This window comes from Actinoplanes oblitus (genome assembly GCF_030252345.1).
Lineage (GTDB): Bacteria > Actinomycetota > Actinomycetes > Mycobacteriales > Micromonosporaceae > Actinoplanes > Actinoplanes oblitus.
Window position 1 is genome coordinate 8636454 of sequence record NZ_CP126980.1, and the last position, 16371, is coordinate 8652824.

General features: G+C 73.4%; 12 protein-coding genes. 9 read left to right on the plus strand and 3 right to left on the minus strand.

The features are described 5' to 3' along the window. The first annotated feature begins 8 nt into the window (after positions 1 to 8). Positions 9 to 1025: a LacI family DNA-binding transcriptional regulator gene (locus Actob_RS38300; RefSeq protein WP_284916859.1), complete on the plus strand. Its 1017-nt coding sequence runs from the start codon at positions 9 to 11 to the stop codon at positions 1023 to 1025. 59 nt (positions 1026 to 1084) lie between these two features. Here Actob_RS38300 and Actob_RS38305 read toward each other — a convergent pair whose 3' ends face one another. Beyond that, positions 1085 to 3709: a putative bifunctional diguanylate cyclase/phosphodiesterase gene (locus Actob_RS38305; RefSeq protein WP_284916860.1), complete on the minus strand. Its 2625-nt coding sequence runs from the start codon at positions 3707 to 3709 to the stop codon at positions 1085 to 1087. 210 nt (positions 3710 to 3919) lie between these two features. Between Actob_RS38305 and Actob_RS38310 the strand changes: the two genes are divergently transcribed. The 3 genes from Actob_RS38310 to Actob_RS38320 all read left to right on the plus strand — a co-directional run bounded on the left by Actob_RS38310 (position 3920) and on the right by Actob_RS38320 (position 7240). Further along, positions 3920 to 4321, plus strand: a complete 402-nt coding sequence (locus Actob_RS38310) for a PH domain-containing protein (RefSeq protein WP_284916861.1) — start codon at positions 3920 to 3922, stop codon at positions 4319 to 4321. A gap of 70 nt (positions 4322 to 4391) precedes the next feature. Continuing rightward, positions 4392 to 5552 carry a PQQ-dependent sugar dehydrogenase gene (locus tag Actob_RS38315; protein WP_284916862.1) on the plus strand — a complete coding sequence of 387 codons (1161 nt, stop codon included), beginning with the start codon at positions 4392 to 4394 and terminating at the stop codon, positions 5550 to 5552. A 50-nt stretch (positions 5553 to 5602) separates the two neighbouring features. Beyond that, positions 5603 to 7240, plus strand: coding sequence for a metallophosphoesterase family protein (locus tag Actob_RS38320; RefSeq protein WP_284916863.1), 1638 nt, complete (start codon positions 5603 to 5605; stop codon positions 7238 to 7240). Positions 7241 to 7516: 276 nt separating this feature from the next. Here the strand turns inward: Actob_RS38320 and Actob_RS38325 are convergent, their stop codons facing one another. Further along, the gene (locus Actob_RS38325) at positions 7517 to 8566 is read right to left on the minus strand and encodes a tetratricopeptide repeat protein (protein ID WP_284916864.1); all 1050 of its coding nucleotides are present in this window, start codon (positions 8564 to 8566) and stop codon (positions 7517 to 7519) included. Positions 8567 to 8700: 134 nt separating this feature from the next. After that, the gene (gene gatB / locus Actob_RS38330) at positions 8701 to 10200 is read right to left on the minus strand and encodes an Asp-tRNA(Asn)/Glu-tRNA(Gln) amidotransferase subunit GatB (protein WP_284916865.1); all 1500 of its coding nucleotides are present in this window, start codon (positions 10198 to 10200) and stop codon (positions 8701 to 8703) included. A gap of 128 nt (positions 10201 to 10328) precedes the next feature. Here gatB and Actob_RS38335 point away from each other — a divergent pair, with 128 nt between their 5' ends. From Actob_RS38335 to Actob_RS38355, 5 genes are all read left to right on the plus strand, one after another. Next, positions 10329 to 11762, plus strand: a complete 1434-nt coding sequence (locus tag Actob_RS38335) for a M1 family metallopeptidase (RefSeq protein ID WP_284916866.1) — start codon at positions 10329 to 10331, stop codon at positions 11760 to 11762. Positions 11763 to 11849: 87 nt separating this feature from the next. Further along, positions 11850 to 12494, plus strand: coding sequence for a Crp/Fnr family transcriptional regulator (locus Actob_RS38340; RefSeq protein WP_284916867.1), 645 nt, complete (start codon positions 11850 to 11852; stop codon positions 12492 to 12494). Positions 12495 to 12597: 103 nt separating this feature from the next. Beyond that, entirely contained in the window at positions 12598 to 13500 is a 903-nt protein-coding gene (locus Actob_RS38345) for a hypothetical protein (RefSeq protein ID WP_284916868.1), read from the plus strand. Continuing rightward, positions 13497 to 15548 (plus strand): hypothetical protein, encoded by a 2052-nt coding sequence (locus Actob_RS38350; protein WP_284916869.1) that lies wholly within the window; start codon positions 13497 to 13499, stop codon positions 15546 to 15548. The genes Actob_RS38345 and Actob_RS38350 overlap by 4 nt, the downstream gene beginning before the upstream one ends. Position 15549: 1 nt before the next feature. Further along, positions 15550 to 16326, plus strand: coding sequence for a hypothetical protein (locus Actob_RS38355; RefSeq protein WP_284916870.1), 777 nt, complete (start codon positions 15550 to 15552; stop codon positions 16324 to 16326). Positions 16327 to 16371: the final 45 nt, after the last annotated feature.

Here is a 16371-nt window from a genome sequence, read left to right on the forward strand (position 1 = left end):
GAGACTGAGTGAAACGGCCCACGATCGCCGACATCGCGCGGCGCGCGGGAGTATCCAAGGGCGCCGTGTCCTATGCGCTGAACGGCCAGCCCGGCGTTTCCGAGGCGACTCGCAAACGGATCCTCGCCATCGCGCAGGAGATCGGCTTCAACGCCAACAGCGCGGCCCGCGCCCTGTCCGGCGCCCGCGCCCGCGCCGTGGGGCTGACCCTCTGCCGGCCCGCCCGGATCCTCGGCATCGAGCCCTGGTTCATGGGCCTGATCAGCGGTTTCGAGGCCGAGCTCGGTGCTCAGTCGTACGCGCTCACGCTGCAGGTGGTGGCCTCCCCCGAGCAGGAGGTGGAGGTCTACCGCCGCTGGTGGGGCGAGCGCCGGATCGACGGCGTGATCGTCACCGACCTCCGGGAGAACGACGTCCGGATGCCGGTGCTCCAGCAGCTGCAGCTGCCCGCCGTGGTGATCGGCGGCTCCGGCGAGGCCGGCACGGTGACCCAGATCTGGTCCGACGACGGCGGCGCGATCACCGAGGCGGTGCGCTACCTGGTGGCGCTCGGGCACTCCCGGATCGCCCGGGTCAGCGGCGTGCCCGACCTGCTGCACACCCAGGTGCGGACCAAGGCGTTCAACGAGGTGTGCGCGTCGCTCGGGCTCGGCGAGGCGCTGACCGTGCCGGCCGACTACACCGGCGAGGAAGGCAGCCGCGCCACCCGCCGGCTGCTGATCGGCGGCGACCGGCCCACCGCGATCATCTACGACAACGACGTGATGGCGGTGGCCGGGTTGGCCGTGGCCCAGGAGATGGGGCTGTCGGTGCCGGGCGACCTGTCGATCGTGGCCTGGGACGACTCGCCGCTGTGCAGCCTGGTGCACCCGTCGCTGACCGCGCTCAGCCGGGACGTCTCGGGTTACGGCGCGCAGGCCGCCCGGGAGCTGCTGAACGCCATCGACGGCAAGAAGGTGGGCAACGTCAAGGCGCAGACCGCGCATCTGACGCCGCGCGGCAGCACGGCACCGCCGCGCTCCTGACCGCCCTCCCGGGCGGCCCGCTTCTCTCCCCCACCCCACGCCTTCCGGTCACGGTCCGCTCACCAGCCGCGGTCCGCTCGGTGGCTTTCGAGGTACGCCTCGACGCGCTCGGCCGGCGCCGGGCCGGCCAGCGCGAACCCTTGCCCGAGCCGGCAGCCCGCCGCGACCGCCCGCTCGATCTGCTCCGGCGTCTCCAGTCCCTTGGCCACGATCTCCAGTCCGAGCCGCCGGGCCAGCCCGACCACCACCTGCAGCACCCCGGCCTCGGACGCCTCACCGGCCAGCGCGGCGTTCAGCTTCAGCATGTCCACCGGCAGCCGCCGCAGGTGGGACAGCGACGTCTGCCCGGACCCGAAGTCGTCCAGCGCGGCACGCACCCCGAGCCGCCGCAGCCCGGTCAGCGCCGCCACCACGGCCGGCACGTCCTCGGCGATCCAGGTCTCGGCGACCTCGACGACCAGGCGCTCCGGGGCGATGCCGTGCCTGCGCAGGCTGCCCGTCACAAGCTCCGGGAACCGGGCGGTGAGCAACTCCCGGGGCCGGACGTTGACCGACAGCCAGAAGTCCTCGTCGCCACCGGCCCAGGCGCTCAGCTGCCGGCAGGCCGCGTCCAGCACCCACTCGTCCAGCTCGGCGGTGACGCCCAGCGCCGCGGCGATCGGCATCAGCTCACCGGGCAGGATCGTGCCGAGTTCCGGATGCCGCCAGCGCAGCAGCGCCTCGACCCCGGCCGGGTGGCCGTCGCGCAGCCCGGCCACCGGCTGGAAGACCAGGTCCAGCTCGCCCCGGCCGGCCGCGCCGGGCAGCTGGCGCTCCAGCTCCATCCGGCGGTGCAACTGGAGCTCGACGTCCGGGTCGTACCACTCCACCCGGTCGCGGCCGAGCTGACAGGCCCGCTGCCGGGCCAGGTCGGCCTGCCGCAGCACCTCGTCCGGGTCGGCCGCCCCGGCCAGCTCGGCCAGGCCCACCGCGGTGTGCAGCACCACGCCGGCGCCGGGCAGCGAATACGGCTCACCGAGGGTGGTCACGATCCGGGTGGCCAGCGCGTAGGCCGGCACCGCCGAATCCGGGGTGAGCACCGCGAACTCGTCGCCGCCGAGCCGGGCCGGCACGTCCTCGCCGCCGAGCAGCCCGCGCAGCCGGCGGGCCACCTCGGTCAGCACGGCGTCGCCGACCGCACGGCCCCGGGTGTCGTTCACCCGGGCCAGCCCGTGCAGGTCGACCACCAGCAGGGTGCCGCGCCGCCCGGACCGCTCGTGGCAGGCGTGCAGCTCCCGCATCAGCGCCCGCCGGTTGGCCAGCCCGGTGAGCTGGTCCAGGTAGGCCAGTTTGTGCAGGGTGCGCTCCAGGTGCCGGCGCTCGCCGACGTCCCGCACGTGCACCACCAGCGCGGCCACCTCGGGCACCGCGCGCTGGTCGGAGATGGTCGACTCGGTGTCCCGCCAGAGCTGGGCGCCGTCCCGCATCCGGGCGCTGACCAGCACCGGCGGCCCACCCTCGTGCTCACCGGCGAGCACCGAGCCGATCACCGCGAGCGCGTCCCCGGCGTCGTCCGGGTGGATCAGCTCGCCGAACGGCCGGCCCACCACCTCGGCCTCGCGCAGTCCGAACAGCCGGGCCGCGGCGGGTGACTGCCACCGCACGGTGAGCTGCTCGTCGAGCACCAGGGTCAGGTCGGTGGCGCCGGCCACCAGCGACCGGAAGTGCGCCTCGGCCACCCGCAGCCGGCCCGCGTACCGCCGGATGTCCCGGACCACCAGCAGCTCCCGCAGGACCAGCACGGTCACCATCACCAGGCCGAAGACGGTCGCCTCGGTGTCGAAACCGGGCGCTGTCGTCAGGTGCCAGACCGCGGCGATCACGCCGACCGCGGCCGGGATGCCGAGCAGCGGATAACTCGCCAGGTACTGGTCCGGATTGCGCGGGGTGGCGGGCGGCGGTGGCAGGTCCCGGCGGGAGCCGCCGGCTGCGGCCGCGGCCAGGCCGGCCACCATCGGCAGGCCCAGCAACGGCACGGCCGGACCGGTCACGCCCAGCGCCAGCAGCTCGGCCAGCGCGGCGAGCGCCGCCAGCACCACCGCCGCGCCGAGCCCGCACCACACCGCCGGCACCGGCCGGGGCCGGGCCCGCAGCACCACCACTGTCACGATCGAGACGCCGCCGGCGGCGATCAGCACGGCGGGCAGCGCGGCCGGCCGGGACTGCCCGTCCGGCGGGACCAGATAGGCGGCGAAGCCCAGGCTCACGCCGAGCCCCAGCCCGTCGAACCCGCGGCGCAGCCGGACCGGCCAGGTGCGCGCGGCGCCGGGCAGCAGCGCGGCGCCCACCACGTAGCAGCCGGCGGCCAGGCCCAGCCCGGCGCTCACCCAGGCGACCGTCGAGGGCGGGGACCACCACGGCACCAGCACGGTCAGCGCGGTGGCCAGCGCGCCCATCCCGACGAAACCGGCACCCCGGCAAGCCGCGAACGCCCGCTCGGTGTGATGGATGGCGAGGGCGGTGTCCACCAGATAGGCCGCGGCGCAGAGACCGGTGGCGCCGACCGCCACGGCCAGCGCGACCGGGCCGGGCAGCAGGCCGCCGGCCCCGGTGAGCAGCACCAGCACGGCCACCGGCGCGACGGCGAGCAACACCGCCCGGCCGGTGTCCCGGTGCCGGACCGGCACGAGGGGCGGCACAGTCACGACGAGTCCTCCGCGTTCGTGCCCGGGGGAAGGCGGCTCCCGGCGGGCGGGGGCGGAACAAGAGGTCGGTGCACCCGGTCAACGAGCGTGGCCGGATGGGGTTACGGGCCGGTAGGAATCTGGCCTCTTCCCGGATCGTCGAGCATGGACGGACCCCGGTCAACTCGGGCCTGTGGAAAACCGGCGCTCCATGGGTGGGAAGATGAGAAGGTGAGCCAACGTCCCGTACTCCGCGTCCGCAAGTCCGGCACCGCCCTGGTGGCCGCCGTGATCGCGTTCGTCAGCGCCGTGCCGCTGGCCGGCGCGTCCTGGGCGCTCACTCCGGTGCTGCTGATCCCGATCGCGGTGTTCGCCTGGGCCTGGCGGGCCGGCACCGACGTCTACTCCGACCGGCTGCGCGTCCGCGCCCTGTTCGGCGGCAACGTCGTGCCCTGGAGCCGGGTCGTCGAGCTCGCCCCGGACCAGCGCGGCCGGGTCTCCGCGCTGCTGGACAACGGCAACGTGATCCGGCTGACCGGGATCACCCGGGAGAATCTCCCCGTGGTGCTGGAGGCCGTGGACAACGCCCCGGTCGCCGAGACCGCCGAGGACGCCGCCGGCGCGGAGTCGTAACCGGCTCCCCGGGAGTTGTCAGGGGCCACGGTTACCCTGGTCGGCAGACAAGGTAGGGGGTGGTTCAGCCGTGCGTTCCCGCCGGGGCCGTGCCGCGGTCGCGACACTCGCCGTGCTGGCGCTGACCTCGGGGTGCAGCTTCGGCCCGCCCGGCCCCGAGCAGGCCGGCACCGCGCCGAACCTGCCCGGTCCGTCGATCGCCGCGACCGCGAGCGCCGCCCCGGGCGGCGAGCAGGAGGTCGCCGTCACCGTGCTGGCCAAGGGTCTCGAGGTGCCGTGGGGCATCGCCTTCCTGCCCGACGGGTCCGCCCTGGTCACCGAGCGGGACACCGCCCGGATCCTGCGGGTCGGCCCGGAGTCGGACGCCGACGGCCTGGCGGTCAGCGAGGCGGCCCGGCTGGCCGAGGTGCGCGCCTCCGGAGACGGCGGCCTGCTCGGCATCGCCGTCTCGCCGAAATACGCCACCGACAAGACCGTCTTCGTCTATTACTCCACCGCCACCGACAACCGCATCGGCAAGCTGGTGCTGGGCAGGCCGGTGCAGCCGATCCTCACCGGCATCCCCCGCTCGGTCCAGCAGAACGGCGGGGCCCTGGCCTTCGGCCCCGACGGTTTCCTCTATGCCGGCACCGGTGACGGCACCGCCGCCGGCACGCAGGCCCAGGATCCGAAAAGCCTCGGCGGCAAGATCCTGCGGATGACCACGACCGGCAGGCCCGCCCCGGGCAACCCGGTGAGAAGTTCGCTGGTCTGGTCCTCCGGGCACCGCAACGTGCAGGGCCTGACCTGGGACAAGACCAAGCGGATGTTCGCCACCGACAACACCCAGCCCAAGTTCAGCGAGCTGAACGTGGTGCGGAAGGGCAAGAACTACGGCTGGCCCGCGGCCGACGGCGCCGCCACCGGCAAGAAATTCGCCAACCCGCTGGTCAGCTGGCCGACCGGCACGTCCTCGTGCGGCGGGGTGGGCGCGCTGGAGACCCTGGTGGCCACCGCCTGCCTGCTCGGCGAACGCGTCTACCTGATCGACGTCACCGGCAACGGCACCGTCCTGGGCAAAGCGCAGGAACTGCTCACCGGCAAGTACGGACGGTTGCGCGCGCTGGTCGCCGCGCCGGACGGCTCGCTCTGGGTGAGCACCTCCAACCAGGAGGACGCCGGCGAGCCGGATCCGGAGGACGACCGCCTCATCCGGCTCGTCTTCTCGGACGGCGGCGCCGGCCGGAGCTGAGACGGTCATGACTGTTTCACCACCGGCCGGGCCGGGCAGGGTGAGCCGCGATGAGTGAGCTCCCGGCCCCGGCCGTCACCTCCTGGCGGCGACGCCTGCACGCCACGGCCGCGCGAAGTGGGCGGGTGTGGCGGCACCGCTGGTTCCGGCGCGTCCGGGTCGCTGCCGCTGTCGGCCTGGTCGGCATCACCGCCGCGATGATCGGGGTGATGCTGTTCGCGCACACCGGCATCAACGTGGGCCCGTTCCGCGCCGAGATGTCGATCAGTCCCAGCCTGGCCGGCGGCACCGAGGTGGACATCCCGCCGCTCGGGTCGCTGCACCTGGACAGTCACCGCGGCACGCTGCACCTCAAGGTGGCGCTCGGCTCGCTCGACCAGAGCCGCACCGAGGAGCTGATCGACAACCCGACGGCGATCAGCTCGGCCGGCGACCGCGCCGTCGACGAGGTCACCGCCGGGGTGACCCGGCTGGCCCTGCGGACGGTCGCGCTGGCCGTGCTCAGCGCGATCCTGGCCGCCGCGCTGATCTTCCGCAGCGTCCGGCGCACCGCGGCGGCCGGGCTGACCGCGCTGGTCGCCAGCGCCGGCAGCCTCGCGCTGGCGGCGGCCACCATCCGGCCCGACGCGATCAGCGAGCCGCGTTACGAGGGCCTGCTGGTCAACGCGCCGGCCGTGGTCGGTGACGCCCGCCGGATCGCCGACAACTACGGGCGCTACGCCGACCAGCTGCAGCAGATCGTCAGCAACGTGAGCCGGATCTACACCACCGTGTCGGCGCTGCCGGTCTACGAGCCGGCCGGCAACACCACCCGCCTGCTGCACGTCTCCGACCTGCACCTGAACCCGGCCTCGTGGGGCCTGATCCGCACCGTGGTGGACACCTTCGACATCGACGCGGTGATCGACACCGGCGACATGGTCGACTGGGGCAGCAGCGCCGAGACGGGTTACGTCGCCTCCATCCCGTCGATCAAGGTGCCGTACGTCTACGTCCGCGGCAACCACGACTCGGTCGGCATCCAGTCGGCGGTGGCCCGCCAGCGCAACGCGATAGTCCTGGACGACAAGATCACCACGGTCGACGGGGTGACCATCGCCGGGATCGGTGACCCGCAGTTCACCCCGGACAAGAGCGAGACCAACAAGGCCGGCGACAACTCCGGCTCCGAGCTGCTCACCGCGACCGGGCGGCGGCTGGCCACCACGATCAGCGACTCCGGCAAGAAGGTGGACATCGCCCTGGTGCACGATCCGGAGATGGCGCCGCCGCTGTCCGGGGTCGTTCCGCTGGTCCTGGCCGGGCACAAGCACCAGCGCTCGGTGGCCATGCTGCCGGCGCCGCCCGCTCCAGACCCGTCCGGCTCGGCGTCACCGTCCCCCGCCCCGTCCGCCTCGGCCGCGGTCGAGGGCCCGATGCCGACCCGGCTGATGGTGGAGGGTTCCACCGGCGGCGCCGGCCTGCGCGGCCTGGAGCACGAGGAGCCGACCCCGCTGTCCCTCTCGGTCCTCTACTTCGACGAGAACCACACACTGAAGGCCTACGACGACATCCAGCTGGGCGGCACCGGCCAGTCCAACGTCGAGATGCAGCGCAACGTCGTCGGCCTCGGTGACGACGAGCCGGCCATCGCACCGACGCCGTCCGGCCCGGCCGCGTCCACCCCGGCCGGCCAGCCGAGCCGCTGACCCGGCGCACTTCGCCAGCCGCGTCCACCCGCCCTCCGACGGCCGCTCCGCCGGACCGGGACCGCCCGCCCGGCCGCGGCTCACCCCGGTCAGCGACGGGCCGCTGTCTCCTCCCGATCAGCGGCGAGCGGCGTGGCCGGCGGTAGGCGGTATGGCCGGCAGCAGACGGCGTGGGTGGCGACGGACGGCGTGGGTGGCGACGGACGGCGTGGGTGACGGCAGGCGGCGGCGGACGGCGACGGACGGCTTGGTGCCGGCGGGCGGCACGGGTAGCGCTTAGCGGTGGATCAGCAGGCGGCGCTGGACACCGACGGCGCAGGCGGTCGCGAAGAAGACGGTCAGGAGCAGGACGCAGACGGCTCCGCGCCAGCCGGTGCCGGTGACCAGCAGCGGGGCGGCCACGAAGGCCGTCGCGGCCAACGGCAGGGTGAGGAAGGCGCGGTTCGGCAGCGGCCGGGTCACCGCGCCACGGCTGCCGACCGCCCACCGCAGGATCGCGGCGAACAGCGGCAGGCAGGCCGCCACCGCGAACCCACCGAAGACCGGGGCCGCCGGCGAACCCGCCAGGATCAGCGCGAGGACGCCCAGCACCACGGCGACCGGGAACGCCACGGCGGCGACCGGCGCCATCCAGCGGGCGGCCGGCGAGGCGGTCCCGGCGATCACGCGCAGGGCGCCCGGATGGCCCGGTGCGATGGCCAGGGCCGCGCGGGCGGCGGCCAGAGCGGCTTCGGTACGCCCCTGCCGCCGCAACGCCTCGGCGAGCAGAGCGTGCCCGTCCGCGTTGCCCGGAGCCAGCTCGATCGACCGGATCGCGGCCTGCTCGGTCTCGACCGGCCGGTCGAGGAAGTTCAGGGCGAGCCCGCGCATCTGGTGCGCCGGCGCGCACGCCGGGTCCAGTTCGACGGAGCGCTCCGCGTCCGCCAGCGCCGCCGCGTGGTCGCCGAGCCCGATCCGCGCGCCGGCCAGCCGATGCCACGCCCGCACGTCCGCCGGATGCTCCCGCAGGAACTCCTCGATCAGCCGGACCGCGTCGGCGAACCGTTGCTGATGCACGGCGACGTGCGCCGCGGCGATCAGCGGCGGCTCCCCCGCCGCCTGCCAGTGGGCCTGGTCCGCCACCGGCACGGGCTCCGGCGGCCCGTAGGGCACCGGCAGGACCGGCACCTGCTCGACGGCGGGCGGCACCGCGGGCATGCCGGAGGGCGCCGGCCAGGCGAGCACCTCCGGCCCCTCCCCGGCGGGCGGCACCCCGGTCATGCCGGAGGGCGCGGCCGGGACCGGCGCTCCGGGAGCGGCTCCGGCGGGCGGCGTGGCGTCAGTCATCTCGGATTCCCCGTGATCGATGCGATCCAGCGAGCGGCGACTGACTCTAATCGACGGTCACGACTGGCTCCAACGGGCACCGCCCGGTCCCGTGGAGCCACGGGACCGGGCGGTGAGCGTACGCCAAAAGGGTTTCAGGAAACGCCGAGCCGGGACAGGATCAAGTCGCGGACGGTCTTGGCGTCGGCCTGGCCTCGCGTGGTCTTCATGACCGCGCCCACCAGCGCGCCGGCGGCGGCGACCTTGCCGTCACGGATCTTGGCGGCGATGTCCGGGTTCGCGGCGATGGCCTCGTCGACGGCGGTCTGCAGCGCGCCGGTGTCCGAGACGACCTCGAGGCCGCGGGCGGCCATCACCTCGGCCGGGGAACCCTCGCCGGCCACCACGCCCTCCAGCACCTGGCGGGCCAGCTTGTCGTTGAGCTTGCCGTCATCGACGAGTTTCTGCAGCTCGGCGACCTGCGCCGGGGTCGCGCCCACCGACGACAGCTCGATGCCCAGTTCGTTGGAACGGCGGGCCAGCTCGCCCAGCCACCACTTGCGGGCGCCGGCCGGGGAGGCGCCGGCCGCGATCGTCTCCTCGATCAGCTCGATGGCACCGGCGTTGACCGCCGACTGCATGTCGATCTCGGTCATCCCCCACTCCTCGCGGAGCCGGGCACGCTTCACGCTCGGCTTCTCCGGCAGCTCCGCCTTGAGCTGCTGGACCCAGGCCGGGTCGGGCGCGATCGGGACCAGGTCGGGCTCGGGGAAGTAGCGGTAGTCGGTAGCGGTCTCCTTGGAGCGGCCCGGGCGGGTGTCGCCGGTGGTCTCCTGGAAGTGCCGGGTCTCCTGGAAGATCCGGACGCCCTCGTCGAGCAGGCCGGCCTGGCGGATCACCTCGGAGCGGACCGCGCGCTCGACCGAGCGCAGCGAGTTCACGTTCTTGGTCTCGGTACGGGTGCCCCACTCCTCGCCCGGCTTGTTCAGCGAGGTGTTGACGTCGCAGCGCAGGGAGCCCTGCTCCATCCGGACGTCGGAGACGCCCAGCGCGCGGATGATGTCGCGCAGCTCGGCGACGTAGGCCTTGGCGACCTCGGGGGCGAGCGCGCCCAGGCCGGGGACCGGCTTGGTGACGATCTCGACCAGCGGGATGCCGGCCCGGTTGTAGTCGACCAGCGACTCGGTGGCGCCGTGGATGCGACCGGTGGCGCCGCCGACGTGCAGCGTCTTGCCGGTGTCCTCCTCGATGTGGACGCGCTCGATGCCGATCCGGTACTCCTTGCCGTCGACGGTCACGTCGACGTAGCCGTCCACACAGAGCGGCTCGTCGTACTGCGAGGTCTGGAAGTTCTTCGGCATGTCCGGGTAGAAGTAGTTCTTCCGGGCCATCCGGCACCACGGGGCGATCGCACAGTTCAGCGCGAGGCCGATCCGGATGGTGGCCTCGATGGCGGCCCGGTTCATCACCGGGAGGGCGCCGGGCAGGGCCAGGCAGACCGGGCAGACCTGGGTGTTGGGCTCGGCGCCGAACTCGGTCTTGCAGCCGCAGAACATCTTGGTCTGGGTGCCCAGCTCGACGTGCGTCTCCAGGCCGATGACCGGCTCGTAACGGCTGATGGCGTCGTCGTAGGACGGCAGCGCGATGGTCGTCATGTGGTTCGGCTCCGGCTCACTGCGGCATCGGGTAATCGAAGTCCTAGCCTAGTCGCCCGGTATGACGCTCCGTCGGCGGGTTTAGGCACGCCGCCCACGTCGCACGATCTTCGCGATAGCGTCGGCGCATGCATCGATCTCTCGCCGTCGTGGCGCTGGCCGCGACGGTCGCGTGCCCGGCTTGCACGGATGACCAGGCGAAACCCGCGGCCTCGGCCGCGCCGTCGGTCGCCCCCGCCGCCGATTACTCGGCATGGCGGGCCGGCCGGTCCACCCCGGTCGCCGACACGCTCTACCCGGAGCACGGCAATTCCAGGATCGACATTCTGGCGTACGCCCTGAAGCTCGACTGGCGGCCCGCGGAGAAGCTGCTCACCGGTACCGCGACGATCCGCCTGCGCCCGGTCGCCGCGGCCACCGAGATCAGCCTGGACTTCGCGCACCTGACCGTCGACAAGGCGACCGTGGACGGGGCACCGGCCACCTTCGCCGTCGCCGGGCAGAAGCTCACCGTCCCCGCCACGCTCGTCGCCGACCGGCCGGTCACCCTGGTGGTCGACTACCACGGCACCCCCGAGCAGGTCAGCTACCCATCGCATCGCGACGACGCCAAGGAGGGCGTGGGCCTGCGCCCCGCCACGACCGGCGGCGCGTGGACCATGCAGGAGCCGTGGGGCGCGATGACCTGGTACCCGGCCAACGAACTGGTCTCCGACAAGGCGCTCTACGACATCGCGGTGACCGTCCCGGCGGGCTGGGCCGCGGCGGCGAGCGGCACGCCCGGGCCGGTCGAGGGCAACACGTACCACTACACCTCGACGGTTCCGGTCGCCGCCTACCTGACCACGCTGGCCGTGGACAGGTACCGGAAGGTGACCCAGACCGGCCCGCACGGGCTGCCGCTCACCTACTGGGTGCTGCCGAAGACCGACGACAAGCTGCTGCCGTCGCTGAAGAAGTCGCCGGAGATCCTCACCTGGCTGGAGCACAAGCTCGGCAGGTACCCGTTCGAGACGGCCGGCGTCCTGATGAACGGCTCGGCCTCGGCCATGGAGACCCAGCAGATGCTGAGCATGGGCCGGTCGCTGAAGTGGGAACCGCCCTTCTTCGAGGAGACCCTGGTCCACGAGTACGCCCACCAGTGGTTCGGCGACGCGGTCACCCCGAGCACCTGGACCGACCTCTGGCTCAACGAGGGCTTCGCGCAGTACATCGAGTTCCGGTGGGAACAGGAGCTGCGGAAGTTCAGCGACGCCGACCTGGAGCGCTTCCTGCGCCGGCGGGACGCCGAGCTGCGCGAGAAGGTCGGCCCGCCCGGCAAGCCGAAGGCCGCCAACTTCGCCGAGAGCAACGTCTACGTCTGCGGCGCGGCGATGCTGAAGGAGCTGAACGACGCCCTGGGCGACGCGAGGTTCTTCGCGCTGATGCGGGCGTGGGTGGCCGAGCACCGGGGGACCAGCCAGGACCGGGCGGCGTTCGTCGCCTTCGTCGGGACGAACACCGGCAAGGACTTCAGCAAGCTGATCGACGCCTGGCTGGATTCCCCGAAGACCCCGGAGTAGGTACGGAGATCCGGGCTTGTCGGCACCCCCGATCATCCACGATCATGACTCGATGTGAGTGATGAGGCACGGAGAGTCGCCCCCTCGATGGCGTCCTGGTCCACCGCCGACTGGACGGCTCTCGTCGAGTGCGGCGTCCGCCGTTCCTTCCGGCCCGGCCAGCACCTGCTCCGCCAGGGCGAGGAGGGCAGCTGGGTCGCCGCGCTCCTGCACGGCAGGGTCCGGGTCACCTACGCCGCGGCACCCGGTCAGGAGATCCTGCTCGCCGTTCGCGGCCCGGGAGACCTGCTCGGCGAGTTCGGGTACGGCGACCGCGAGCCTCGCTCCGCCTCCGCGCTGGCGCTCGAACCCTGTGTCGCCAGCCTGGTCACCGACCAGCGCTTCACCGCCTGGCTCACCACCCGGCGCATCCGTGCCCACCTGGACCGCTACGTCCTCGCCAAGACGCGCGAGGCGGCCGACCTCGCGTGGCGGCTGACCAGGTGCCGGCCCGCCCAGCGGCTGGCCGCGCTGGTGCTGACCATCGTCGCCGCGGACGGTGCCCGGTCCGGTCCCGCGACCGTACCGATGTCGCAGGCCGAACTCGCTGAGGCGATCGGGGTGGCGCGCAGCTCGGTCACCCCGATCCTCGCGGACTGGAAGGCTCGCGGGCTGGTCGCGATCGAGCGGTCGCACATGACGGTCCTGAGCCTCGACGCGCTGCGCCGGGAGCGAACGGCACCGGACATGTGACCGGCGACCCACTCCCCGCGATGTGTCCAGATCTGGACCTTCCGTACCCGGCCGCGTGCCGACCATCGAGGTGAACCGATCAGCACTACGACTGGAGGAACCGATGCTGGAGCAGGAGCACGCGGAAGCCGGCGGCCTTCCCGACCTCACCGCGATCATGGTGGTCGACACCGTGAAGTTCAGCCGCCACAACGATCCCCAGCAGGACGAGCTGGCGGTGCTGATCCCGGAGGTGCTGGAGGAGGCGTGCGACCGCGCCGGGCTCGAGGACCTGTGGGCAGCCAGACAGTTCCCGGACAGCACCGGTGACGGCTACCTGATCGGCTTCGCGCCCGGTTTCCTGATCCGGGTCGTCGACCGGTACTTCGACGCGTTGCAGGAGGCGCTGAGGGCACGGGTGCCCCGGCTGCGGGCCCGGAACATGCGGCTGCGGCTGCGGCTGAGCCTCGACGTCGGACCGGCCCGCCGGCTCGGCGACCCGCGGGTCGGCTCGCCGGTCGGCGCCGCGATGATCGGCACTCATCGGCTCGTCGACGCCCGGCCGCTGCGGGCGCTGCTGGAGCACTCCGACCCGGACGTCACCCTGCTCGCCGTGGCGCTGTCCGACCGGGTGATGACCGACGTGGTGGCCGCCGGGCACACCCGCCGGCACGTCGCCTCCGAGTTCGCACCCTGCCGGCTGGACATCGCCGAGAAGGACTTCAGCGCCACCGCGCACCTCTACGTGCCGGCCCTCTCCGGCGACATCCTGCGGCACGGCCTGCTCGGCGTCCTCGACCGGCCCACCACCGATCCGGAACCGGCCCCGGCGCCCCGGCCGCCCCGCCAGCCGCGGGCCCGCGGCGGCGTCGGTCAGGTCGCCGGGCGCGGCAACGTGGTGGCCGGCCGGGACGTCGACAATGTGGTGGCCGGCCGGGACGTCGACCGGTCCCGGCACGACACGACGGTGCACGGCGACCAGTACACGGCGCACCGTGACATGTCGATCCGCCGGGACGCGCGATGACCGCGCCGGACGACTGGCCCACCGAGCCACCGGACCCGGACGCCGGCCCGGAACCCGCGGATCCCGGCCCGGAGCCCTCCGTCCACGCCGGCCGGGACGTCGATCAGAGCGTCAACCGGACCTGGGTGCACGGCGACCAGTACACCGCCGAGTCCATGACGATCAACCACAGTGTGGTCACCCAGCAGGTCACCAGCATCATGCGGAGGCGGCACACCAGCGCGCCGACCCTCGCCGAGCAGGTACGCCACTACGTTCCCCCACCCGGCCTGGACGAGTGCGTGAGCCGGCTGGCCACCGGACGGTCCCTGGTCCTGCTCTGCCCCGGCGGCGTACCGCGGAGCGGGCAGCGCGCCGCCGCCGCGTACCTCATCCACCGCCTGGACCGGTTCCGGGCGGCGGCCGAACACCTGAGTTTCCAGGAACCCCTGCTCGACCGGGACGACGAGGCGGCGGACGCGCTGCGCGACGCCAAGGACGTCGGGCTCTACCTCAACGTCGCCGACCTGGACGACGGCCCCGACGCGGTCGACCGGCTGCGCCAGTTCGGGGTGCTGGAGGACGGTCTCCCGGAGACGGGTGCGTACGCCGTCCTCGCGGTCTCCGACCGGCTCGCCGAGGAGGCGGAGAAGTACTTCCCCGGCCGGCTGCACCGGTTGCGCCGGCCCAGCGCCGAAGCGGTCTTCCGCTCCTGGGCCGCCGAACTGCCCGCACCACTGCTCGACGCTCTCACCAGCCACCCGTGGATCCGCGAGAACCTGCGGGGGAAATGGCCGCCGGACGCCGCTGACCTGGCGAAATTCGCCGTCCGGGCGTACCGGGCCGGCGTGCGGGAGCCGGCCGGGCTGGTGCGACAGGTCGAGGGCGCCTCGACGAACTGGCGGGACCAGGCGCGCAACGACCTGCAGCGCTACGGCAGCGCTCCGCAACGTGCCCTGCTGCTCGCCGCGGCGATGGTGGAGGGCGCGGAGCCGGCCACCGTGGTGGCCGCCCGGGACCTGCTGCTCGACGTCGCCGGGCGCACCGCCGAACTGCCCAACGCGCTGGAGCGCACCGACGTGGTGACCGAGCTGCAGGCCCTGCGGGAGACCACCTTCGACACCGGCACGAGGGAATTCGCCCGTTCCGGCTACGGCACCTCGGTGCTCCACCTGGCCTGGCGGGACTATCCCGGCCTGCGGGACGTCCTGCTGCGCTGGCTCGGCCGGCTGCCCTCGGTCCTCGGCGCGGACCCGGCCGGCATCGGCGAGCTGACCAGCCGGATCGTCGCGCTCTCCGCCGAGGAACGGTCCGACCAGATCGCCTGGCGGGTGACGCGCGAGTGGGCCACCGACCGCCGGCTCGGCACCACCGGTTCGGTGGCCGCGATCCTGCTGCTGCGCGACGCCTGCCTGCACCCCCGGATCGGTGCGGACAGCAGGCGCCGGGTGTACCAGCACGCGTACTGGACGCGGTCGCCGGCCGCCTTCCGGGTGGTCCTCGCCGAGGCGGTCGGCGCTTTCGACAGGTCGCACCAGACCACCGCGATGACCCGCCTCAAGCATCTCGCCCGGAGCCCGGAGGACGAGGTGCGAGCGGCGGTGACCCGGGCGGCGACGCGCCTCGCCCGGGACACCGGCATGAGCCTCGACCAGCTCCTGAGCTATCTGACCGGCTGGCTCTCCGCGGCGGAGGCCCGCCGCTGCGAGGTCGCCGCCGCGGTGGCGACGCAGGTGCTGGCGGGACCGGACGGCGACACGCGGATCAGGCCGGCCGCCGGCTCCCTGCGGTTCTGGCGGGCGGCGCTCGGCACCCTGTCACCCGCGACCTCGGCCGCCCTGATCCGCGGCTGGCTCCGCTCGGCCGGTCCGCGCGGACCGGACCGGGTCATCGCGATCGGGATGCTGCTCGACGCCGCCGGGAACGACGTCCGCCGGCTCGGTCAGCTGCTGTACGCCGCCCGGTCGGGGCCCGGTGCCGACGAGGAGATGGACGACCTCTACCGGCACGTACGACTACAGCTCGGCAAGACCTTGGCACCACCGTCCCGGACCGGCTCGGAGGCTTGACATGTTGCGTTATTTCCAGCAGATGGCGGACGGTCTGCGGGAGGCCGAGGAGCCCGCCCGCTTGCCGCCGCCACCACCCTCGCAGCCGAACCTCACCGTCCAGGTGGAGAGCCGCGACGCGTGCTTCCCCTTCGAGGTGCGGCTCCTCGTCCGCTACGCGGTGCTCGATCACGCGGTCACCGAGAATCCGTTCGCCGTGGCGACGGCCGGGGTGCTCCGCCGGGCCCGGACGGTCGCCCGTGACCACAAGATCACCGAGACTGTCCTGCTCAGCGGCGAACTCGAGATCGCGTTGAGCAAGCGGCTCGAGGTGGACGCGACGGGCGTCGTCGCCTGGGCCTCCTGCCTGCAGGTCTCCGCCAACGAGCAGTTGCGCGAGGCCGTCTGGCGTTACGAGGCGCTGCGCCGGCAGGAGACGATGCGGGTCTGGAGCCGCGAGGCGGAGGAGGCCGAGATCGCCTACCTCGGCCGGCTGCTCGACGACCCGTCCCGCGCCACGGCCTGGTGGTTCCGCCGGAATCCGGAGGCGATCCAGCAACTGCCGGAGATCGCCCGGACCTTCAAGGCGCTGCGCGCGGAACTGGCCGGGAGCGACGACCTCGGGACCGGCGACGGTGGCGACGGCTGGGACGGGATCTTCGCGGATTTCCAGCGCCGGGCCGATCCGGCGGCGCGGCTGCTCCTGGCCCATCAGCTGCACCAGGTCTTCGTCGAGCATCAACTGGCGGACCTCGCGGATCGGGCCCGCCTGCTCGACGGGAATCCGCCCGTCCGGTGACGGATGGTGCCGGCGCGACCTTCGGGGTCACGCCGGCACTCCGGT